Origin of the sequence: Streptomyces sp. NL15-2K, assembly GCF_030551255.1 — a bacterium.
Taxonomy (GTDB): domain Bacteria; phylum Actinomycetota; class Actinomycetes; order Streptomycetales; family Streptomycetaceae; genus Streptomyces.
Window position 1 is genome coordinate 426,484 of record NZ_CP130630.1, and the last position, 19,770, is coordinate 446,253.

The 19,770-nt window shown below is 69.6% G+C and carries 20 protein-coding genes and 3 pseudogenes; 12 read left to right on the forward strand and 11 right to left on the reverse strand.

Going from position 1 to position 19,770, the window contains the following annotated elements; all coding sequences use genetic code 11:
- Positions 1–6 precede the first annotated feature (6 nt).
- From Q4V64_RS01800 to Q4V64_RS01815, 4 genes are read left to right on the forward strand one after another with little or no spacing between them, the layout of a single operon-like run.
- Positions 7–711 carry a response regulator transcription factor gene (locus Q4V64_RS01800; RefSeq protein WP_253267490.1) on the forward strand — a complete coding sequence of 235 codons (705 nt, stop codon included), beginning with the start codon at positions 7–9 and terminating at the stop codon, positions 709–711.
- Positions 692–1,129, forward strand: coding sequence for a hypothetical protein (locus Q4V64_RS01805; protein WP_124445326.1), 438 nt, complete (start codon positions 692–694; stop codon positions 1,127–1,129). The genes Q4V64_RS01800 and Q4V64_RS01805 overlap by 20 nt, the downstream gene beginning before the upstream one ends.
- Positions 1,116–2,612 carry a cation acetate symporter gene (locus Q4V64_RS01810; protein ID WP_124445325.1) on the forward strand — a complete coding sequence of 499 codons (1,497 nt, stop codon included), beginning with the start codon at positions 1,116–1,118 and terminating at the stop codon, positions 2,610–2,612. Before Q4V64_RS01805 ends, Q4V64_RS01810 begins: the two co-directional genes overlap by 14 nt.
- A complete protein-coding gene (locus Q4V64_RS01815) occupies positions 2,609–3,778 on the forward strand; it encodes a sensor histidine kinase (protein ID WP_216377730.1) in 1,170 nt (389 codons plus the stop codon). Before Q4V64_RS01810 ends, Q4V64_RS01815 begins: the two co-directional genes overlap by 4 nt.
- Before the next feature lie 617 nt (positions 3,779–4,395).
- Here Q4V64_RS01815 and Q4V64_RS01825 read toward each other — a convergent pair.
- Positions 4,396–5,301, reverse strand: a complete 906-nt coding sequence (locus Q4V64_RS01825; protein WP_124445324.1) for an AraC family transcriptional regulator — start codon at positions 5,299–5,301, stop codon at positions 4,396–4,398.
- A 119-nt stretch (positions 5,302–5,420) separates the two neighbouring features.
- Here Q4V64_RS01825 and Q4V64_RS01830 point away from each other — a divergent pair, with 119 nt between their 5' ends.
- Positions 5,421–6,437 carry an aldo/keto reductase gene (locus tag Q4V64_RS01830; RefSeq protein ID WP_253267489.1) on the forward strand — a complete coding sequence of 339 codons (1,017 nt, stop codon included), beginning with the start codon at positions 5,421–5,423 and terminating at the stop codon, positions 6,435–6,437.
- A 207-nt stretch (positions 6,438–6,644) separates the two neighbouring features.
- On the opposite strand, the gene Q4V64_RS01835 is transcribed toward Q4V64_RS01830, so the two are convergent.
- Complete coding sequence (locus Q4V64_RS01835) at positions 6,645–6,971, reverse strand: hypothetical protein (protein ID WP_124445323.1); 327 nt, start codon at positions 6,969–6,971, stop codon at positions 6,645–6,647.
- Positions 6,972–7,375: 404 nt separating this feature from the next.
- Here Q4V64_RS01835 and Q4V64_RS01840 point away from each other — a divergent pair, with 404 nt between their 5' ends.
- Positions 7,376–7,822: an iron-containing alcohol dehydrogenase gene (locus Q4V64_RS01840; RefSeq protein ID WP_216377729.1), complete on the forward strand. Its 447-nt coding sequence runs from the start codon at positions 7,376–7,378 to the stop codon at positions 7,820–7,822.
- Between the two features lie 152 nt (positions 7,823–7,974).
- Positions 7,975–8,823: an alpha/beta fold hydrolase gene (locus tag Q4V64_RS01845; protein WP_253267488.1), complete on the forward strand. Its 849-nt coding sequence runs from the start codon at positions 7,975–7,977 to the stop codon at positions 8,821–8,823.
- A gap of 216 nt (positions 8,824–9,039) precedes the next feature.
- On the opposite strand, the pseudogene Q4V64_RS01850 reads toward Q4V64_RS01845, so the two are convergent.
- The 4 genes and pseudogenes from Q4V64_RS01850 to Q4V64_RS01865 all read right to left on the reverse strand — a co-directional run.
- Positions 9,040–9,207: pseudogene (locus Q4V64_RS01850) on the reverse strand (MBL fold metallo-hydrolase); the annotation flags it as partial.
- A gap of 65 nt (positions 9,208–9,272) precedes the next feature.
- The gene (locus tag Q4V64_RS01855; protein WP_124445321.1) at positions 9,273–10,166 is read right to left on the reverse strand and encodes an alpha/beta hydrolase; all 894 of its coding nucleotides are present in this window, start codon (positions 10,164–10,166) and stop codon (positions 9,273–9,275) included.
- 389 nt (positions 10,167–10,555) lie between these two features.
- Complete coding sequence (locus tag Q4V64_RS01860; RefSeq protein WP_216377728.1) at positions 10,556–11,161, reverse strand: TetR/AcrR family transcriptional regulator; 606 nt, start codon at positions 11,159–11,161, stop codon at positions 10,556–10,558.
- A gap of 293 nt (positions 11,162–11,454) precedes the next feature.
- Positions 11,455–11,715 carry a hypothetical protein gene (locus Q4V64_RS01865; RefSeq protein WP_253267487.1) on the reverse strand — a complete coding sequence of 87 codons (261 nt, stop codon included), beginning with the start codon at positions 11,713–11,715 and terminating at the stop codon, positions 11,455–11,457.
- Between Q4V64_RS01865 and Q4V64_RS01870 the strand changes: the two genes are divergently transcribed.
- The 4 genes from Q4V64_RS01870 (at position 11,708) to Q4V64_RS01885 (ending at position 15,464) form a co-directional block, all read left to right on the forward strand.
- Positions 11,708–12,709 carry an oxygenase MpaB family protein gene (locus Q4V64_RS01870; protein ID WP_253267486.1) on the forward strand — a complete coding sequence of 334 codons (1,002 nt, stop codon included), beginning with the start codon at positions 11,708–11,710 and terminating at the stop codon, positions 12,707–12,709. The genes Q4V64_RS01865 and Q4V64_RS01870 overlap by 8 nt on opposite strands.
- Positions 12,710–12,915: 206 nt before the next feature.
- Positions 12,916–14,424 carry an MFS transporter gene (locus Q4V64_RS01875; protein WP_124445319.1) on the forward strand — a complete coding sequence of 503 codons (1,509 nt, stop codon included), beginning with the start codon at positions 12,916–12,918 and terminating at the stop codon, positions 14,422–14,424.
- Positions 14,425–14,546: 122 nt separating this feature from the next.
- Positions 14,547–15,125, forward strand: a complete 579-nt coding sequence (locus Q4V64_RS01880; RefSeq protein ID WP_172629587.1) for a lipocalin-like domain-containing protein — start codon at positions 14,547–14,549, stop codon at positions 15,123–15,125.
- A gap of 42 nt (positions 15,126–15,167) precedes the next feature.
- Positions 15,168–15,464, forward strand: coding sequence for a lipocalin family protein (locus Q4V64_RS01885; protein ID WP_124445318.1), 297 nt, complete (start codon positions 15,168–15,170; stop codon positions 15,462–15,464).
- A gap of 307 nt (positions 15,465–15,771) precedes the next feature.
- Here Q4V64_RS01885 and Q4V64_RS01890 read toward each other — a convergent pair.
- A pseudogene (locus Q4V64_RS01890) lies at positions 15,772–16,185 on the reverse strand (ATP-binding protein); the annotation flags it as partial.
- A gap of 128 nt (positions 16,186–16,313) precedes the next feature.
- Entirely contained in the window at positions 16,314–16,421 is a 108-nt protein-coding gene (locus Q4V64_RS54690) for an ATP-binding protein (RefSeq protein ID WP_348540788.1), read from the reverse strand.
- Positions 16,422–16,653: 232 nt separating this feature from the next.
- On the opposite strand from Q4V64_RS54690, the pseudogene Q4V64_RS54695 reads away from it, so the two are divergent.
- Positions 16,654–16,925: pseudogene (locus Q4V64_RS54695) on the forward strand (PAS sensor protein); the annotation flags it as partial.
- Between the two features lie 103 nt (positions 16,926–17,028).
- Here Q4V64_RS54695 and Q4V64_RS01900 read toward each other — a convergent pair.
- The 3 genes from Q4V64_RS01900 to Q4V64_RS01910 all read right to left on the reverse strand — a co-directional run bounded on the left by Q4V64_RS01900 (position 17,029) and on the right by Q4V64_RS01910 (position 19,266).
- Complete coding sequence (locus Q4V64_RS01900; RefSeq protein WP_303708791.1) at positions 17,029–17,820, reverse strand: nucleotide disphospho-sugar-binding domain-containing protein; 792 nt, start codon at positions 17,818–17,820, stop codon at positions 17,029–17,031.
- 386 nt (positions 17,821–18,206) lie between these two features.
- Positions 18,207–18,926 carry a TetR/AcrR family transcriptional regulator gene (locus Q4V64_RS01905; protein WP_172628947.1) on the reverse strand — a complete coding sequence of 240 codons (720 nt, stop codon included), beginning with the start codon at positions 18,924–18,926 and terminating at the stop codon, positions 18,207–18,209.
- 22 nt (positions 18,927–18,948) lie between these two features.
- Positions 18,949–19,266, reverse strand: a complete 318-nt coding sequence (locus Q4V64_RS01910) for a hypothetical protein (RefSeq protein ID WP_124436846.1) — start codon at positions 19,264–19,266, stop codon at positions 18,949–18,951.
- Positions 19,267–19,770 lie beyond the last annotated feature (504 nt).

The following is a 19,770-nucleotide window of genomic DNA, read 5'->3' on the forward strand; positions in this document are numbered from 1 at the left end:
GTCCTCGTGGTTGACGACGAACTGCCGGCGGTCGACATGCTGGCCCACCACCTGCGCCGGGACAGCCGGATCCGCCGGGTCCATACGGCAGCCTCGGGAAACGAGGCCCTTCGCCTCCTGCACGACCATCACGTGGACGCGGCGTTCCTCGACATCCACATGCCGTCGCTGACCGGGATCGACCTGGCCCGCGTGACCAACAGGTTCGCCGAGCCGCCCGCGATCGTCTTCGTGACGGCGGACGACGGCCTGGCGCTCACGGCGTTCGAGGTGCAGGCGACCGACTATCTACTGAAACCCATCACCGAGAGCCGGGTCCGGGACGCGGTGGACCGGGTGCTCGGCGGACGCCTCCCCGCGCCACCGCCGCCCCAGCTCGTCACGGTCGATCAGGGCGACATCAGCCGCATGGTCCGCCAGGACGACATCCTCTACGCCGAGGCGTCGGGGGACTACGTACGACTGCACACCGCTCGTTCCGACTTCCTCGCGCGCGTTCCCATTTCCACACTCGCGGAGCAGTGGGCCGAGGCCGGGTTCGTCCGCATCCATCGCTCGTACCTGGTCGCGCTCCAGCACATCGACCAGGTCCGTTTCACCGGGACCACTGGTTGCGTCGTCGTGGGGCAGACCCAGCTGCCGGTGAGCCGACGCAGCACTGCCCTGCTACGAGGCGCTCTGAGAGCCCGGCGTGTTCGACCCACATCCTGACCACGGCGGCCACGGTCGGCCGCGACGGGAAGCAGACGCCGCGCGCCGGGTCCGTGTCACCGCTCCGGACCAAGCGGCCCTCCCCGACCTCGGAACGCCGATCCGAGCCGCGTTGTCCGGCGAGCGGCGCGACAGCGAGGAACACATCGGGAGACTGATCCGTTCCCGCCTGCGGTTGGCGCTCACCTGTGCCGCGACGCTCGCAGCGGTGCTGGCCGTGGCCGTCCTCAATATCCTGGCCGGGGCCGCGCCGCGTGGCGCGCCCGACCCATACGCACTGGTGCGCTGGGGGGTCACCGGGGCCGCCGTGCTCCTCGCCGTTTTCGGGATCGCGGTGTGGTTCCACGCCCGCAGCAGCAGGCTGGAGCAGACCTGGCACGAGGAGCGAGAGGCCAGGGGCGCCGATGATGCCCGCTAGACCCGGGATGGCCGCGGTGCTCGCTATCGCGGCGGTGGTGGGCCTGACCGTGATGGCCGGGATCCGCGGCTTGCGGCTCGCCCGCTCCACGAGCGACTTCTTCGTCGCGTCCCGCACGGTACGGCCCTGGTGGAACGCCGCGGCCATCGGCGGCGAGTACCTCGCCGCGGCGAGCTTCCTCGGTGTCGCCGGCCTCTTCGCCGGAGGTGACGACCAAGCCCTGTGGCTCGTCATCGGATACACCGGCGGCTACCTCGTGCTGCTGCTGTTCATCGCCGCACCCTTGCGGCGCTCGAACGGCTACACCCTCTCCGACTTCGCGCAGGTCCGCTTCGACTCGATGGCGGCGCGCCGCGCCGTGTCGGTCGTCGTGGTCATCGTGTGTGGCGCCTACATCGTCCCGCAGCTGCACGGTGCCGGGCTGGTCGCCACGACCGTTCTCGGTGCGCCCCGCTGGGCCGGCCCGGTTCTCGTCGCGACAGTCGTGGGCCTGACCGTGGCCTCAGGGGGCATGCGGTCGATCACGCTCGTGCAGGGCATGCAGTACCTGATCAAGGTCGCGAGCCTGCTCGTGCCTCTGGCCTTCATCGTCGCCACCCTGGCGGCACGCGGGTTCACACCGGCCAGGGTCCCGACGCCCCCGGCCGAGCTCAGCACCAGGTCCCCGTACGGGACCGTCTCACTGCTCATATCGCTGTTGCTCGGCGCGGCGGCGCTCCCGCACGTCCTCCTGCGGCTCGCCACGAGCCCCGACGGACGTTCCGCCCAACGCACCGTCGTGATCGCCACGGCACTCGTCGGCACGTTCTACGCGATCCCCTTCGCCTACGGCGCCATCGGCCGGTGGGCGGTGCCGCAGGTCGTCGCCGACGGCGGTGCGGATTCGCTCGTTCTCGTCCTGCCGTACTTCGTGGGGGGACCTTTCCGGGAGGTGCTCGTGGCGATGGTGGCCGCGGGGGCGTTCGGTGCCTTCATCGCCACTTCCTCGGGACTGGTCATCACCATGGCGGGTGTGGTCAGCCAGGATCTGTTCGGTTCGGACGTGAGGCGCTTCAGGCTTTCCGCCCTGTATGCGACGGGCCTCCCCCTCGTCCTGGCCCTCGTCACAGCGTCCCAGAGCATCACCGACACGGTCGGGTACGTCTTCGCGTTCTCGGCATCGACGCTGTTCCCGGTCCTCGTGCTGGGCATCTGGTGGCGGGGCGCCACCGCGGCGGCGGCGGTGTCCGGGATCACCGTCGGCGCGGGCCTCGTCGCGGGCGCGGCCGTCGCCTACTACGTTCTGGGGCGCCCGGTCGGCGCGCTCGGTGATCTCCTCGCCCACCCGGCCGCGGTGACCGTGCCGCTCGTCTTCACTGTCGTGGTCGTCGTGTCCCGGCTCAAACCCGTGGGTGTGCGGGCAGCGGAACAGTTCATCCATCAGATCCACCGGCCCGACGACGTGGAGACGCGCCTCGCCGTACCCGTCCGGACGCAGCGATGAGCGCCGCGAACACGACGCCGGGCGCCTCGGGACTCGTCGCGCTCATGCTCGTCGGGCTGGCCGCGTGCGCCGTGGGTCTCCTCGCCGGCGTCGCGCTCGCCCGACGACGTCCTCGTCCCGGATCCGGCCACGACCGGAGTTCGGTCGACGCCCTCGGCCGAGCTCTCGTCGGGTTCGGCGTCGGCCTAGAGGGCCGCGACGTGGAACGCGCGGTGCACCTGGTCAGGGCCTGCCTCGCGGTGGAAGGCGTCGCGCTGGTCGGCCGCGACGGCGTCAGCACCGTTGACGCGGCTGACGGCCGAGCGGACCGAGCCCTTCGGGTGGCGGTGAGTGGCGGCGCGGAACGGGCACCGCTCCGCCACGACGGGTTTCACGTCGTCGAGTCCCAGATCCTCGTCGAGGGCCGGTTGGTCGCCCACCTTGTGGTGCTGAACTCGCTCGCCGACCGTGGGCTGGGCCGCACCGTCGCCACCCTCGCCAGGCTCATCGGGGCTCAACTCGCCAGTGCCGAACTGACGAATGCCCGGCAGCGACAGACCGAGGCGCAACTCCTCGCGCTCAAGACCCAGATCCGGCCGCACTTCGTCTACAACGCCCTCAACGTGATCTCCTCGTTCACGATCACCGACCCTGAGCGAGCACGGCTGCTGCTCGCCGAGTTCGCCGACTTCACCCGGTACTCCTTCCGGAATCGCGGACCATTCACGTCGCTGGCGGACGAGCTGAGGGCGATCGACAGCTACCTCCTCCTGGAACGGGCCCGATTCGGAGACCGGCTGACGATTCGCCTGGAGATCAGCCCGCAGTCCCTCACCACCAGGATCCCCCATCTGTGCCTACAGCCCCTGGTGGAGAACGCCGTCCGTCACGGCATCGAGTCCGGCGAAGGACGGGGCACCATCACGATCACCTCCCGGGATGAAGGAGCCATGACGATCGTGACCGTCGAGGACAACGGGGCGGGGATGGACCCCAGCCGGCTCCGCGACGTCCTCGCCGGCGAGTTGGAGGGAGTTCACGTCGGGCTCCGCAACGTCGACCTGCGTCTGCGGCAAATCTATGGGCCGGGGATGGGACTCATCATCGACACCGCGCTCGGAGCAGGCACACTGATCACCGTTCGCGTCCCCAAGTCGACGAAGTCCACGCATCCCCGCCGGTCCTGATAGGCCCGACCCAGCTACCGGGCCCTGTGATCCAGAACCTGAACGGCCCGGTCGGGGCCGCCGCGGTTCCTACGCTTGTGCAACGGGGTGGTAGCGCACATCGACCTCGGCAAAGGGCTGTGAGCCGTGGGCGTGTCGCAGCCGGATCGGCCGCCCAGGACCGCACCGGTGGTCTCGATGTACTCCTCTTCCGCGCCGTCGCGGCCGGTGACGCCGGCCAGCCAGTCCATGGCATGGTTCGGGCCCGCCACGAACCCGTCCAGCGACATGCTGAAGTGAAAGATCACCTTGCCGGCGGCAGACCAGACGGACGCCCCAGACTCATCGCAGCATCCCAGACCGTTCGGGCGCCGCAGACACGGAGCGACCCGGCGGTTCACCACCGTCGGGACCGACGCTGTCCGAAACCGTCCGGTTTCTCAGTGAAGGGCTCGATCGTCGTCAGGAGCAGCGACGCCCGGAGAAGGCGTGGCGGCCTGCTGACGTCGGTTGTCCTGCCGCTGTCGACCGCGGCAATCCGTGGCTGCTCGCCGCGACCGTCCTGAGTCGCGTCGTCTGTGTCACGGCCGCGATCACCCATGCGCCATGGCGCCAGGAGCACCAGACCAAAGCCCTGATCAGCCACTGTCGCCGACGAGGCGACCCACTGCCACATGATTTCGGAATGTAGTACCGGCGCGCAGGCGGGTGATGTCCTGGACCGGCGGCAGTCCGTAGAAGGCCCGGTATTCGCGGCTGAACTGGGTCGCGCTGGTGTATCCCACGGTGTGGGCGACCTGGGCGGCGGTGGCGTCGCCGGCCAGCAGTTGGCGCCTGGCCGACAGCAGCCGCAGATGTTTCTGATAACGCAGCGGGCTCATACCGGTCGCAGCCTTGAAATGGCGGTGCAGGGTCGCCGGGCTCATACCGGCCTCGGCGGCGATCTGGTCGATGCTCACCGGTTCGGCAAAGCGCTCGCCGAGCCAGGTGATGACGCCGCGGATCCGAGTGCTCGGGGCTGCCGCGGCATGGCGCAGCGCCGGACCGAGCGGGCCGGTCAGCAGCCGGTAGATGATCTCGCTTTCGACGCGCGGCGCCAGGGCCGGGATGTCGTCGGGGGCATCCAGCAGGCGCACCAGGCGGGTCACGGCGTCGATCAATTCAGCGGGCATACCGGCCGTGGCCCGCCATGCGGGCTCGGCAGCCGGGGGCGGCGCGGCGGGGCCGAGTTCCAGCAGCAGTTCGGTAAGGATCTGCTTGTCCAGGGCCAGGACCGCCGAGCGGTAGGGCACCTGTTCAAAGACCGCGGTGACCGGCAGTCGCACGGTATTCAGAAGCATGCGGCCACCGGGCACGCGCCAGCTCTGCGAGCCCGCGACGGTGTGCTTGGCGCCGGCGGCGATGAAGCTCACCATCGGCTCGTACAGCAGACGGCTGGGCGGCAGCAACTCGTCGGTCGCGACCAGCGACAGCCGGGGCACTGCGGTGGTGGACCACGGGCCGTCGCGGTGGTCGGTGATCGCCTGAGCGAGACGGTCCAGCATTCGGTTCCCTCGACTGCTCAGTCAGCGCTCCACACGCCGGCCATGGTGAGACGATCAGGCAATCATACGCGAATGTTGCCCAATGACCTGCGGATACGTTGGCCCCTAGCGTCAGGGGCATGAACGCACAGCACGATACAGAGCACGCCATGCCGGTCCGCTCGCTCGGCTCGCAGGGCTTGACCTCTTCAGCGCTGGGCCTGGGCACGATGGGCATGACCATGGGATACGGCCCGGCCGACCCCGAAGGCGGGATCGCCGCCATCCGCCGCGCCTTCGAGCTCGGCGTCACCCACTTCGACACCGCCGAACTGTACGGGCTGGGCAGCGGCACGAGCGAGCAACTCCTCGGGCGGGCGGTCAAGGACTTCCGCGACGAGGTGGTCCTGGCTACCAAGTTCGGCTACGACCTGACCGACATGAGCCGCATCGGCCGCGCCCTCGACAGCCGACCTGAGCACATCCGCGCGGTCGTAGAGGCAAGCCTGCGGCACCTGGGCACCGACCACATCGATGTCCTCTACCAACACCGCGCCGACCCGAACGTGCCGATCGAGGACGTCGCCGGCACCGTCGGCGAGCTCGTGGCCGAAGGCAAGGTGCGCTTCTTCGGCCTGTCCGAAGCCGGGCCGGACGCCATCCGCCGCGCCCACGCTGTCCACCCGGTCTCGGTCTTGCAGACCGAGTACTCGCTGTTCGAACGCTCCGTCGAGGCCGAGGTGCTGCCGACAGTCCGCGAGCTGGGCATCGGCTTCGTCGCCTACTCCCCGCTCGGCCGCGGCTTCTTGACCGGGACAGCCACGCCTGCCGCCGACTGCCCGCCGAACGACCTGCGCGCCCACGACGCGCGCTGGCAGGCCGGCAACTACGAAACCAACCAGGCACTGGTCCGTGACCTGGGCGCGATCGCCGAGTGGAAGGGCTGCACAGTGGCGCAGGTGGCGCTCGGCTGGCTGCTGGCCCAAGGCCAGGACATCGTGCCGATCCCTGGCACCCGCAGCGCACAGCGCGTGGCCGAGAACGTCGCCGCCGCGCACCTCGCCTTCACCCCCGAAGGGCTGGATCTGATCGGCTCGCTCCTGCCGAACGGCGCGGTCGGCGACCGCTACCCCGCGCCGATGATGCCCGCCTGGTAACACCGGGCCCGCCACAGCGACGTGACAGCAGAAAGGCATCCCCTCATGACGCAGGGCAGACAGAGCACCACTGCCGCCCTGCGCCGCGCCCTGGACACTCCCCTCCGCATTCGAGGGCGTAGTTGCGGACTGAACCCGCCGGTCTCCAGAAGCGATCTCGGCGTAGTCGTCGATCAGTTCCGCGCGTCGGCTCCCGCTCGAGGCGGGTCACACCAGCTCGAGGAGGTGAAGGACATGGGGTTGTTCGAGCAGCTCGGGGCGGCCCCACGCGGCGAAATGCGCGGCGTGCCAGAAGTGCATCTCGAGGTGGCTCTTGCCCTGCCACGAGTTGGTCACGAGCCCGGTCTCCGCCGGAGGCATCGCCCCGCACGAATGCACGCGAGTGAGGTACTGGGACAGCACGACCCGGCGTTCGAGCTCGCCCGCTCGTGGGTCGGTGGTCTCGGAGAGGTCGATGGCCGCCCCCGACATCCAGAACGACTCCCATGACCGCGCGGCCCTCTCGGCGACGGCCTCGAAGTCGGATTCGCGCACAGCCTCGGATCGGGCGTGAAGGTGACGACCACATCCACGGAATCCGCGTCGGTCGTGAGGAGGAATACATGTGGGCCCGCTCCAGGTGTGACGGCCCCGTTCGTGGACCTGACGGCGACCGTGTATCGGGTGTCGTCCGCGATCCGCGCGATCTGCGCGTGCCCGGGCCGGCTCTCCGTGAGCGTCGACTCGTGCCGGTCGGTTGCGGCCCAGTCGTCGGTCTGGAAGAACCCGTCATGGGGACAAGGGAACGGCAACCGCACGGCGGCCCGCTGATCGGCAAGCAGGGGGCTGGTGATGCGGAACACCGCGGTGGCGTCGTCAGGCGACGCGACGGTGACCACTTCCACCGGCTCGCCGAGGCAGGAGAAGGCGCTGCGGATCGTCCCTGTCCACAGATCAAGATGCTGACTCACATCCGTGAGCCGGCCCGGGTCGGTGATCCCGGGCTCGTGCGCGCTCGGTGTCGAGGCCGGAGGACGGCCACCGGCCGCGCCGACCCGGCGCTGACCGCCGGACTGCCGGCGGTGGTGGCCCACCCGGCCGGGTTGCCGTACCCGCCGGCGTTCAACGCATCCGCGGCACCGCAGGCAGAACGCCGGATCGCGGAAGCGTTCGGCGCCGCGTCGGCCCTGGGAGGTCTGCAGCGGCTGCGCGGTGCGGTGGAAGCGCCGAGGGCGCTGCGTGACCATGGGTTCGACGAGGCCGATATCGACGACGCCGTGCACGCGATCCTGGACGTGGTCCCGGCGAAGAACCCATGCCCTGTGACTCCCGACAGTCTGCGGCGGCTGCTGCGAGCCGCGCGGCAAGGCGCGGACCCGCTCACGACGGACGGCCAGGAGAGCTGAGAGTTCTTCCGTCGGGCGGAATCCGTGTGGAGCGCGCAGTGCCGATCCATTTCAATCCTCTCAGTTGTCCTCCGTATGGCATGGCCGAACCTCGGAGGCCCCATGCGAGCCGGTGGCCGAAGCCGATAGCCGGTCATCACAAAGGAGTGATCATGTCCGCTGGTTCCACCCCGCTGATTTTCGTGCACGGCTACTGGCACGGGTCCTGGTGCTGGAGTGAGGTCATCGCGCGTGTGGCGGCCAAGGGCCGCCCGGCGGTCGCGGTGGACCTGGCGGGGCACGGGCTCCGTGCCGGCCGACCGCAGTGCCTCACCAGACGCCCGTTCGCCCCGGAGGCCGTGGCCACCGAGGTCTCGCCGGTCGCCGGGGTGAACCTCGACCAGGCCGGCGACCTGCTCGTCTCCCAGATCAGGGAAGTCGGCCAGGGTGGGCCCGTCACGGTGGTCGCCCACAGCATGGGCGGGGCCGTGTTGACGCGGGCGGCGCAGCTGGCACCCGAGCTGGTGGCGCACGCGGTGTACCTGACCGCTTTCATGCCGCCCTCGGGCGTGCCAGCCATCGCCTGCGTGCAGATGCCCGAGAACGCGGGCGAGCTGGTCGCACCATCTCTTCGGGCCGACCCCGCCGCGATCGGTGCCCTGCGGCTCGACATCGCGTCGGACGAACCCGCCTACCGTCAGCAACTGCGGGACGCGTTCTTCGGTGACGTCGATCCGGCTGTCGCGGACGCCGCCCTCATGCTGCTGTCCCCCGACGCTCCGGCCGGCATCGCGCTGGGGGCCACCACGCTGACTCACGACGGCTGGGGCTCGGTACCCCGCACCTACGTCACCTGCGCCCGCGACATGGCCATCCGACCCGCTCTCCAGCAGAAGTTCATCAGCGACGCGGACGCGGCCTTCCCGGACAACCCGACCTCGGTGGTCGCGCTCGACTCCTCCCATTCGCCGTTCCTGTCGATGCCCGGGCAAGTGGCTGACATCGTCGCGAAGCTGGACTGACCGACCTGGCCCGCAAGCCACGGTCGGCGACGCAACCCACCTTGCTCGCCAACCGGGGCTGCCACCGCACGGACGTCGGCGTTGTTCCCTTTCTCCTCTTGCACCCTGCCAGGCCTCGGCGTGGGTGCGTGCGGCACGGCCCGGTCGGCCTGGCTGCCTGTGGCGGGAGCAGGGTGAGACCGGCCGGGCGGATGGGAGGGGGCGGCTCCGTCGGCCTCAGTAGCTCCGGTCGATCCACTCTGCGAGATGCGGAGCCTCGGGGCCGACGGTGGTGAGCTCTCCGTGGCCTGTTCGGACCACCGTTTCCAGGGGCAGCAGCAGACGGTCGCGGATGGAGCGGATGATCGTCGGAAAGTCGGAGTACGACCGCCTGGTGGCTCCCGGACACTGACGCCCCCAGCGCGGATTGACCAAGGGCGGCGTGCGACACCCGGCGTATCAACGGCGCATCACGCGCTGAGTGCGGTGCGCAGGGTGGCGGCCATCAGCTCGATGGCCTCCTTGCCGACCTGCACCGGGCCGGTGTGTGTGAAGTAGTGGTCGACGCCCTCGAAGACGCGGTGGGTGACCGGGACGCCCACGGCGTCCAGGGCCTTGGCGTAGGCGTCGCCCTCGTCGCGCAGGCGATCGTTCTCCGCGGTGATGACCAAGGCGGGCGGCAGTCCGGCGAGGTCGTCGGCCAGCGCGGGAGAGACGAAGGGGTCGGCACGGTCGGCCGGGTCCGGGACGTAGGCGGCCGTGAAGACCCGCATGATCTGGGGGCTGAGCAGCGGCTTGGCGAGGGGCGACAGCTTGGCTGCGGGATCGGTGACCATGTCGAGCGGCGCGGAGTCGAGGATCTGGAGTCGCGGTGAGAAGGCGCTTCGGTCACGGGCCAGTCGGCACACGGCGGCGGTCAGGTTGGCCCCGGCGCTGTGTCCGCCCACGGCGAGTCGCGAGCCGTCCCAGTTGTTGGCGGGGCCGTTCTCGGCGACCCACGCGGTGACGTCGTAGGCCTGGGTGACGGGTGCGGGGAACGGCCGCTGCGGGGCGACGGCGTAGTCCACGTTGATCACGACGCAGTCGGCCGTGGCGGCTATGTAGCGGCAGATGTGGTCGTCCTGCTCGGGGCGGCCGACGACGAAGCCACCGCCGTGGAAGTTGACGTACACCGGGGCGGGAGTGCCGGTGGTGGCAGACGGGCGGTAGACGGTGCAGTTCACCGGTCCGGCGCCGGTCTCCACCCGGAGAGGCTCCGTGTGCTTCGGGATGTCGGTGAAGCGCAGGTCCTTGTGCACGCGGGAGATCATGCCGCCGAGCAGCAACTGGATCCCTCTGGCCTGGATTCTGGGGCTGAACGCCATTGCTCGCCTCCGGTCACTACAACCTTAAACTAACAGGATTCCTGATGATGGCCCATAGCCTTGCGGTGCGCAACGGCGAGCCCGCCCATCCCGAACGGAAGTGGCGGGCGAAGGAGAAAGTGGGGGGTCCGCCTGACCGGAGCCCCACCCTCCCCGGTCCCCTGCTTCTTCCGGCGGAACAGCCAGTCCCGGAAGCCCTCGATCGAGTAGGCGATCCGCCAGGTGTTGACGTGGTTGGCGCCGCTGCTCTCCGTCTGACTGTCGGGAACCACGGCGCCTCGGCGATCTCGGCTGCTGTCGACTCGCCGCTCCACACGGCCCGGCTGATCTGCGCGCCCTCGTCCGCGAGGGTGTCCACCCAGTCCGCCTGCCAGGCCTCGAGTTCAGCTTCAGTGGCGCCCTGCCGCACCCGTGGCGAGCAGCCCGTTGACCACGATCTCCGCCAGTGACTCCGCCGTGGCCGTGAGCTGCTCCGGCGAGGTGGGCACGGGCCTGCCCATGCGCCGAGCCAGAGGCCCCTCCACAATTCCCGAGACGGGAGGGATGACGGCGAAGAACAGCACATCCATCGGAATGGGCGCGATGCGTCCGGAGGCGACGAGCCGCTCGATGCTCGGGACAACGAGCTGCAGGGTCGGAGCGATGTAGCGCTCGTACAGGTAGTCCAACCGCTCGGTGTCCCGGGACAGCTCGTCGAGCATGATCCGATCCATCCGCGGTGTGTCCACCGCGGTCAGGTAGAAGCCGGTGATGAACTGCCGCAGACGCTCGGCGTCGTCGAGCGAGGGATCCACCTGTGGCAGACGCGCCAGCTGCGCCTCCAGCGCGGAGTCCACCACCGCGCGCCAGAAGGCCAGCTTGGACCCGTAGCGGTCGTTGATGAAGTTGTGGCTCACGCCCAGGCGGCGGGCCAGCTCGCGTGCGGAAGCCCGCTCGTAGCCCAGCTCCGCGAACGTCTCGAGCCCTCGTTGCAGGATGTTCTCCTCCTCAGGCACCGCGGGAGTACCCGCGCCGGGGCGCCCCGGCCGTCGAGTGAATTCGGCTCTTGCTCCCACTGCTGCCTCCAAGACTGCTTGCTTGCGCCGGCATGGCCTGCCTTGCCTGCGTCCCGACAGGTGCTGCCAGGCGGCCATCTCGTGAATGCACCAACAGCTTACTTGACACCTGTCAGAATGAAGCTAATCTGACAGTTGTCAGAGAGCACCTCCTGGTGCAGCGAAGTGACTTGAGCAGCCGCTTTCCGCAGGACTGAACAGCGCCGATCGGCGCACGAGCACGTCTCCCCCAACTAGCGGCCGGACCGCCGCATCCGCTCGAAAGTGAGAGCCCCATGGACGCGAACCACACACTGCGCAAGGCCCCCGAGCGTGTGGGCGGCCTGGAGGCGGCCCGCCGTCGGCACGGCGCCAAGGCCGACCATGTGGTGACCCTGCTCACCGCCGGGGATCCCCTCGCCGATGCCGTCATCGCCGAACTGGACGTCTACGGCCCGCAGGCCCGGCGTGCCCTCGACGCGGGCCTCAGGCACGGCCTGGCGAGTCTTGGCCAACAGCCCCCCCGCGGCCATCGCCGCGCTGCTGAGGCAACTGGAGGCCACCCCTTCCTGGGCGGACCCGCTGACGCTGCACAGGGGCGATGTCGTGAGCCTGTCCGTGCCCTCCATGTGGTTCGGGCTCTGCTCGACCACCGGCGCGCTCGCGCACAGCTACGCCTCCCCGGCCACCGCACGGCTGCTGGCCGGAACAGGCAGGCCGGCGGACCTGGCCGCACGCCGGCTCGCGGAGACCGGGGTGTGGGCGCGCCAGACCATACGGCCGGGAGGGCTGCTGCGCGGACGACCGGGGTACCTGGCCACCGTGGAGGTCCGGCTGGCCCATGCCCGTATGCGGGCCACGACCCTCACGGACTGGGACAGGGGCGCCCGGGGCCTGCCGGTCGGTCAGCTCGACATGGCCCGTACCTGGCTCGGCTTCACCCTCATCGCCTTCCAGGCCCTGACGGCCGTCGGCATCGACATCACTGACGAGGAGGAGCACTACCTCTACCAGTACTGGTCGTACGTCGCTCATCTCCTGGGGCTCGACGAAAGCCTTCACAAGGACGTGGTCGACCACGCCGGCGCCCGCCGACTGCAGGACCTGCTGGACGCCACGACGGACGCACCCGACGAGAATTCGACCGCGCTGACCGCCGCCATGGTCGGCGCACAGGCCCACGCGATGGCCGACGCGCCGGGCGCCGTCCTGTCCGAGGAACAACTGCGCCACCTCATCCACAGCGTGCTCCGCCGGGCCTTCGGGGAGGAGTGGGCAGACCGCCTGGGCATCCCCGGCGTCCCCGCCGCGACCGATCTCATGCCTCTGATCAGCCACCTCAATCGCCAGGCCCACTACTGGCAGACCTACTCCCCCACCTCGGCCCACGAAGCTCGCCGCCGGGCGCTGGAGGGACCCGCGCCCGAACTGAAGGCGGCCGTCCTTCCCTGTGACACCTCTTGCCGTCGTCACGCGGGAGCCGTCCGCCCGAGCGTCTGGGCGGCCTGATCACCCTTCCCGCCGCAGCGCGCGGCCGACGGTGGCCGGCTCCGGGAATGCATGTCCCGCTCATCCGCGCGCCCCACCTCGCCGAGCAGTGACGGTCGGCGCCCCGGTTACCTACCGCATCACGTGACGAGCTCCAACGACGCAGCCGTCCGGCTCCGCACCACTGAACCTCCCATCCCCTTGACCTTTCTCATGGAGACCTCGTCATGTCCAGTAGCCCCGTAGAAACGGCCGACACGGCCACCGTGTCCACCCTCCCGTCCGCTGACACACCACCACGTCACCGCTGGTGGATCCTCGCCGTCATCGGCATGGCCCAGCTCATGGTCGTGCTGGACGCGACGATCGTGAACATCGCCCTGCCCTCCGCGCAGAAGGACCTGGGCTTCTCCGACGGTGACCGGCAGTGGGTCGTCACCGCCTACGCCCTCGCCTTCGGCAGCCTGCTCCTGCTCGGCGGCCGTATAGGCGACCTGTTCGGCCGCAAGATGACCTTCCTGGTCGGCCTGGTCGGCTTCGCCGGCGCTTCCGCCCTCGGTGGCGCCGCGACCAGCTTCGAGATGCTCATCGTCGCGCGGGCCGGGCAGGGTGTGTTCGGCGCGCTGCTCGCCCCGGCCGCGCTGGCCCTGCTGACCACGACCTTCACGGACGCCAAGGAACGCGCCAAGGCCTTCGGCGTCTACGGTGCCATCGCCGGCGCCGGCGGCGCCATCGGCCTGCTCCTCGGCGGCCTGCTCACCGAGTACGCCGACTGGCGCTGGACCCTCTACGTCAACCTCGTCTTCGCCGCCGTCGCCTTCGTCGGCGGTGTCCTCCTGCTCCAGCGCACCACCCGCGACAAGAGCGCAACGCTCGACATCCCCGGCGCCCTGCTCGTCGGCGGCGGCCTGTTCGCTTTGGTCTACGGCTTCTCCAACGCCGAAAGTCACGACTGGAGCTCCCCGCAGACCTGGGGGTGGCTGGCCGCCGGAGCCGTGCTGCTCGCCGCGTTCACCTGGTGGCAGACCCGCTCCACCCACCCCCTGCTCCCCCTGCGGGTCCTGCTCGACCGCAACCGCGGCGCCTCCTTCATCTCCGTGCTGATCAGCGGCGCCGGCATGTTCGGTGTCTTCCTCTTCCTCACCTACTACCTGCAGCAGAGCCTGGGCTACACCCCCGTCGAGACCGGGCTCGCCTTCCTGCCCATGACCGCCACGCTCATGATCGGCGCCACCCTCGCCACCAGCGTGCTGATCCCCCGCCTCGGCCCCAAGCCGGTGGTCCCGCTCGGCATGGGCCTGGCCGCCGCCGGCATGGTCTGGCTGACCGGCCTCGACCTCAGCAGCAGCTACACCACACACGTCCTGCCGCCGCTGCTGGTGGCGGGCCTCGGCCTCGGCCTGGTGATCGCCCCGGCCATGAGCCTGGCCGTCGACGGCGTGGACGCCGAGCACTCCGGTGTCGCCTCCGCCACCGTCAACGCCATGCAACAGGTCGGCGGCTCGATCGGCACGGCTCTGCTCAACACCCTCGCCACCAGCGCCGCCGCCGACTACCTCGTGGGCAAGGACCCCAAGGACCCTGCCGTCCAGGCCCAGGCCGGCCTGGAGGCCTACTCCACCGCCTACTGGTGGTCGGCCGTCTTCTTCGCCGTCGGCCTGGTCGCCAGCGTGGTCCTCTACCGACGCGGCGTACCCGCCACCGACCCCGACGCGGCGCCCGTCGTCCACATGTGATCCGCAGCAGCCTCCACGAGAACCCCCACCACACTCGACCTCCAGAGAGAACTCCCAGGAAAGCACCACGCGTACCAGGCTCGGCGTCGCCATCACAACCGTCACCGCCACCGCACTGCTCGGTGCGGCCGTCCTGCCCACCGCCCAGGCCGCGGAACAATACAAGGACAGCCGCACCACCCGCGTCGTCAACGCGGGGATCCCGACCACGGTCGCCCGGACGCCGACCTCGCCGCCCACACCCTGACCTCCGACCCCGCGGACAGCGAGTCGATCTTCGCCACCAGCTGGGTGAGGGCGGCGGCCACGACTTCGGGATCACGCTGAGTACGGCGACGTTCCCCAACACAGGCCAGCACGTCATAAGCGTCGGCGTCACCGATGTCACCACCGGCTGGTTCAAGGAGTACCAGGTCCCGGTCGCCACGAAGAACCTGGACTGGGCCAAGACCGGACTCGACATCAAGACGCCCGACATCACCTGGAAGGGCACCACGCAGAACATGTCGGTGAAGGCGAGCACGCCGTGGGGCTCCCTCGACCTCCAGCTCAAGGCCAAGGGACCGGCCCTGAAGGCGGCCGGCACCGGATCCTTCCCCCTGTACGGCAAGACGAACTACGAGTACGCCCTGCCGTCCATGCAGACCACTGGCACTCTCTCCGTCCAGAACAAGAACTACAAGGTGTCCGGGGAGACCTGACTGAACCGGCAGTGGGGCCCTGTCGACATCAACGACACCTCCATGCGCTGGACCTGGATGCCCATCCGCCTCCCGGGCGGCGACAAGCTCCTGGTGTGGGACTCCGTCAACAGCAAGGGGGAGAACGCCTGGGCCACGGTCATGCACCCGGACGGCTCCTACGAACTGGCGGCGGTCAAGCCACTCGACGAGGGCGCCCACCGGATCTGGACCAGCCCCACCAGCGGCAACGCCTACCCCACCCGCTGGAGCATCGACATCCCCGCGCTCAACACGCACCTCTCCGTACGCGTCACAGGCACCGACGCCCAGGAATTCGCGAGAAGGTCAGCGGACTGACCTACGCCGAGATGGTCGGCCACTGGCCCTCCTCCTGACACCGTCGCCCACCCGGCACCGGAAGGTGCCGATGCCCGCCGCCGCGACCGGCCACTTGGGAGACACTTGCTCCCCCGCCACGCCGACGCCGCCCAGTACGGCACTACTGGAGCGCCAACAAGCTTTGTTCGCCGGGACTGTCGGCGGCGCACCGCTCTCCGTGGTCAGGCAATACATCGAACAGAGAGCTGTCCCGCGTGAGGATCGCCCGGCTCCGCCGGGAACAGCCTGCAGCCGGGTTGAAGCCGGCAAGACTTCGACAGTTCACTCAGGGGCTCCCGGCTGACTGCTCGGCCCAGATGGTCTTGCCGGTCGAGGTGTATCGGGTTCCCCAACGGTCGGTGAGCTCAGCGACGAGAAACAAACCTCGGCCTCCCCCGTCATTCAGCTGAGCCAGACGCAAGTGAGGCGAGGTGCTGCTCCCGTCGGAGACCTCGCAGATCAGGGGGTCGTCTTTGATCAGCCGTAGCCGGATCGGGCCGGTGGCGTACCGGATCGCATTGGTGACCAGTTCACTGACCACCAGTTCTGTCGTGAACGCCGCCTCCTCCAGCCCCCAGGTGGCAAGCCGCTCACCCACCTGTCTGCGGGTCTCAGCCACGGCGGCGGGGTCATCGGCCACCTCCCAGGAGGCGACGTGGTCACGGTCCAGGACCTGGGTGCAGGCGATGAGCTGCGCGAGTCATCCCTCCCGGCGTGTATCCCCAGAGCTTCTGTGCACCGGCGCTCCAGCAGGTCGCCCTGTGTCGGCGGTCGTTGAACCTGGACCCCTTTGGGGTCGGTGACTTTTGACCCCGCCTGTGCAATTGTTCACCCGGTTGCCGCGCTCGGTGTGCGGCCGATGTCGCGGTCTTTGAGCCGGTAGGAGTCTCCCTTCAAGGAGAGCACATCGGCGTGACGGACGAGACGGTCGATCATGGCGGCGGCGACGGTGTCGTCGCCGAAGTCCTCTCCCCAGCGTCCGAACGTCGAACGGGATGTAGCCGACCTCATCGATCACCAGAACGGGGACGCGCGCGAGACGGAGGAGTTCCTCCTGGAGTTTTCCGGTGCTATGGGCGGCGGCCAGGCGGTCGACTCACTGGGAGGCGGTGGCGAACGCGACGCGGTGCCCGGCCTGGCAGGCACGGATGCCCAAAGCGATGGCCAGCTCCTCGCCCGCACCCGAGTGTTCGACCGGTCCCAGGTGGTCCCATGGGACCACCCCGACGATTTCGCCATCGTCTCCCAGGCACGTGAGCGGGCCTGCGACCGGCTCGCCGCGTGGGACCTGGAAGAGGAACTGTTCATCACTGAACTCGTGGTCAGCGAACTGGTCATCCGTGAAGTCTCCGCCGAGCCCGCGTATTCGACGAAGGCGGCCGTGGCCTGCTCCTCGTCGCTCAGCTGACCGAACGCTGGGGCCCCATCACAACAGAGTGAGCAGCAGACCCCGCTGGACCTCCACGCGCAACGCGTCCTGCGGGCGCTGCGCCTCGGCCGCCAGCATGTCGGCCAGCATCCAGGGCGGGAGGCGACGCGGTGCTCAGCGCGCGGCCGTCGCCAGGTCCTCGATGTCGCCCACCAGGTCGGCCGGGGAGGGGAGCGCGGCGATCTCGTCACGCATGGCAAGGGCGGCCTTGCGCAGGGAGTCGTCGTTCAGGAGGGTGTCGAGCAGGTCGCCGTCCACCATCTGGGGCTCGGCGCGCAGGGCGAAGCCCTGAGCAACGGCGGCCGCGGCGTTGGTGAAGTGGTCGGCACCACTCGGCAGGAACAGCTGCGGGATGCCGACGGCCGCCGCCGCCATCATGGTGCCCGCTCCGCCGTGGTGGACCACGGCGTCGCAGCCGGCCAGCAGCTGGGCGAGCGGCACCCAGTCCGACAGCGGCCTTACGTTGGGCGGCAGTTCGCCCAGCGGCGTGAGGTCGGCGCCGCCGAGGGCGAGCAGGAAGTCGGCGTCCACCGTGGCCGCCTGCTCGGTCAGCCGGTCGACGTACCGCGCGCCTGCCGTCCGCGACAGCGCCGTGCCGAGCGTGACCACGACCCGCTGCCGCCCGCCGCGCGCGACCAGGTCCGCCGGCACCGGGCCGCCGCCGTTGAACGGCACGTACCTGACCCGCCAGCCCGTGCCGTCGCCGCCGAGCGAGGCGGGGACCACGTCGAGCACGGTGCGCTCGGGCGGCCCGGTCACCCCGCGGGCCCGGTACTCGTCGGCCAACTCGGCGGCCATCCCTTCGACGTAGGGCAGGCCCGCGGTCACACCGAAGTTGTGCACCACCGTGGGGATGCCCAGCGCGGCCGCGACGAGTGGCGCCGTACCTTGCATCGTGGCGTGCACGATCACGTCCGGCCGCCACGTCTCGGCCAGCCCTCGCCACCGAGGTCAGGACGTTGGTGAAAGCACTACCGGCGGTCACCACGGCAACCCCGATATCGCCACACACCGGGGCATACCCCGGGTCGCTATAGGCCCCGTTGATCTTGAAGGCCGTGTGCACGCCCGCGTTCTGCAGCGCGCGCACCGCGAGAGCACCACATGTCACCGATTCGTGCAGTGGCGGCGAACCATCAGGAGTCCGCCTTGTCGGGCGAAGTCGCAGCGAGGTCACCGGCGGCATTGAGCAATACGGGGCGCGTTGTGATCATTGAAGTCTCCTGTCGTCGGGCGGCTTGTCAGGTAATGGTTTCTTGACTGGTTGTGATCAGCGCACGGCCTCGCGTCGCTCATTCTCCGGCGAGTTGACTGCTCTCGATGAGCTCCAACACAGCGTCCCTGCTTTCACGCAAGACTGCGATGACCTCATCGGCGGCTGTGGCGATGGCCGGTTCGGCGGGTTCGACAGACGGTTCGAGCTGCTGGGCCACAGTGTCGGCGAGGACCTCGGCAGGGTCGTCGACGCCGGGTGGGGCCATGGTTGGGTCGGACATGGTGATGCCGAATCCGGTGATCACGGCGTGCACGGCGTAGGCCTGGCTGGCCAAGGGGCGGTCGTCGCGGATCAGGCCGCGTCGGCGGAAGATCGGCATGGCCGCGTCGCACACCGAACTGGGCGTCACGCGCGCGAACAGGTCCCGGTCCTCGGCTTGCCGCGTCAGCAACCGCAGCAGGTCGCCGTCGCCGGTCTTCAGACGAGACCCCAGCGGGAGTCCCAGCCCGGTGCGGATCAGCAACGGGGCCAGGCGGCGTGGCAGTACCGTGGCGGGGTCGGCGGTGATGCGGGCAATGATCTCGTCCAGGAAGGTCAGCAGTTCGCGCGCGAACAGCCCGAGGATCAGGTCCTCCTTGGCAGCCCAGTACAGGTAGACGGTGCCTTTGCCGACACCGGCCGTCCGAGCGATCTCGCTGACGGTGACCTTGCGGACGCCGTGGTCGAGCACCAGCTCGCGCGCGCTGTCCAGGATGCGGGCAGCCTTGCGCGAGCGTTGTTCGATCAGCTGGCTCACTGGAGTCGTCCTCTTCCTTCTGTCACACGGCGGCGACATCGCGTTCCTTGTTCGTCAGGTCCGGGCCTTTGGGCATCTTGCCCAACGCCCATGCAAAGACCGGCTTGCCCATCAAGCGCCGCATCGCGGTACGCATGATCTGCTCCTTGCGGTCGGCGGGCGTGAACAGCGTGCGCATGAACATCGCGCTGTCCTGTTCGGTCTCGATGAACGGCCGTATCCGAGCCTCCCATGCCCGCAGCGCCCCAGGCAGGTCGCCTGGGTGGCGCTGCAGCATGGTGCCCAGCAGCTCGCCCCCGGCAATGCCGCTGGAAGCGCCCATGCCCGCGTACAGGGTCACGCACCAGGCCGCATCGCCGACCAGGACGCCCGGCTGCGGTGCCAGCGCTGCATCTTGACCCCGAGCGTCCCGGCTCGGCCAGGATCAGGCCCTCACGCAGGCCACAGCCCTCGATCGGCTCATCCAGCACCGTGGCGCCGATCATGTAGTTCAGCGGGGCAGGTACTCCTCGGGCCGAACACCAGCCTGCGCTGTGGCGGGGCCTGCTGGCCGCGCCCGGGATGCTGGCCAAACTCATGCCAGGGGTACGGCGCCCGGCCCGATTCACCTCGTAACCGACGAGCTGCGGATGACCGCGGTCGCCGATCGCATCCAGCACACCCAGCCGCCGCGCCGACGCGACCCCGGCGCCGAACAACAGGATGAAGTACCCGCCCGAGCGGCGCGCAGCGGCTCGCTCCACCAGCACCGCTGCTTGGCTACGTCCGCCACCTCGATTCCTTCCCCTCGTGTCCCGCCCCACGCTATGACTAAATGACCAAAGTGGCTCTAGGGGTCAGTCCT

Excerpts from the sequence above, each read along its gene's own strand:
- Q4V64_RS01810 (WP_124445325.1), top strand. The coding sequence starts at position 1,116 with ATGATGCCCGCTAGACCCGGGATGGCCGCGGTGCTCGCTATCGCGGCG.
- Q4V64_RS01815 (WP_216377730.1), top strand. The coding sequence starts at position 2,609 with ATGAGCGCCGCGAACACGACGCCGGGCGCCTCGGGACTCGTCGCGCTC.
- Q4V64_RS01825 (WP_124445324.1), bottom strand. The coding sequence starts at position 5,301 with ATGCTGGACCGTCTCGCTCAGGCGATCACCGACCACCGCGACGGCCCG.
- Q4V64_RS01830 (WP_253267489.1), top strand. The coding sequence starts at position 5,421 with ATGAACGCACAGCACGATACAGAGCACGCCATGCCGGTCCGCTCGCTC.
- Q4V64_RS01840 (WP_216377729.1), top strand. The coding sequence starts at position 7,376 with ATGCTGACTCACATCCGTGAGCCGGCCCGGGTCGGTGATCCCGGGCTC.
- Q4V64_RS01845 (WP_253267488.1), top strand. The coding sequence starts at position 7,975 with ATGTCCGCTGGTTCCACCCCGCTGATTTTCGTGCACGGCTACTGGCAC.
- Q4V64_RS01855 (WP_124445321.1), bottom strand. The coding sequence starts at position 10,166 with ATGGCGTTCAGCCCCAGAATCCAGGCCAGAGGGATCCAGTTGCTGCTC.
- Q4V64_RS01875 (WP_124445319.1), top strand. The coding sequence starts at position 12,916 with ATGTCCAGTAGCCCCGTAGAAACGGCCGACACGGCCACCGTGTCCACC.
- Q4V64_RS01885 (WP_124445318.1), top strand. The coding sequence starts at position 15,168 with ATGCGCTGGACCTGGATGCCCATCCGCCTCCCGGGCGGCGACAAGCTC.
- Q4V64_RS54690 (WP_348540788.1), bottom strand. The coding sequence starts at position 16,421 with ATGATCGACCGTCTCGTCCGTCACGCCGATGTGCTCTCCTTGAAGGGA.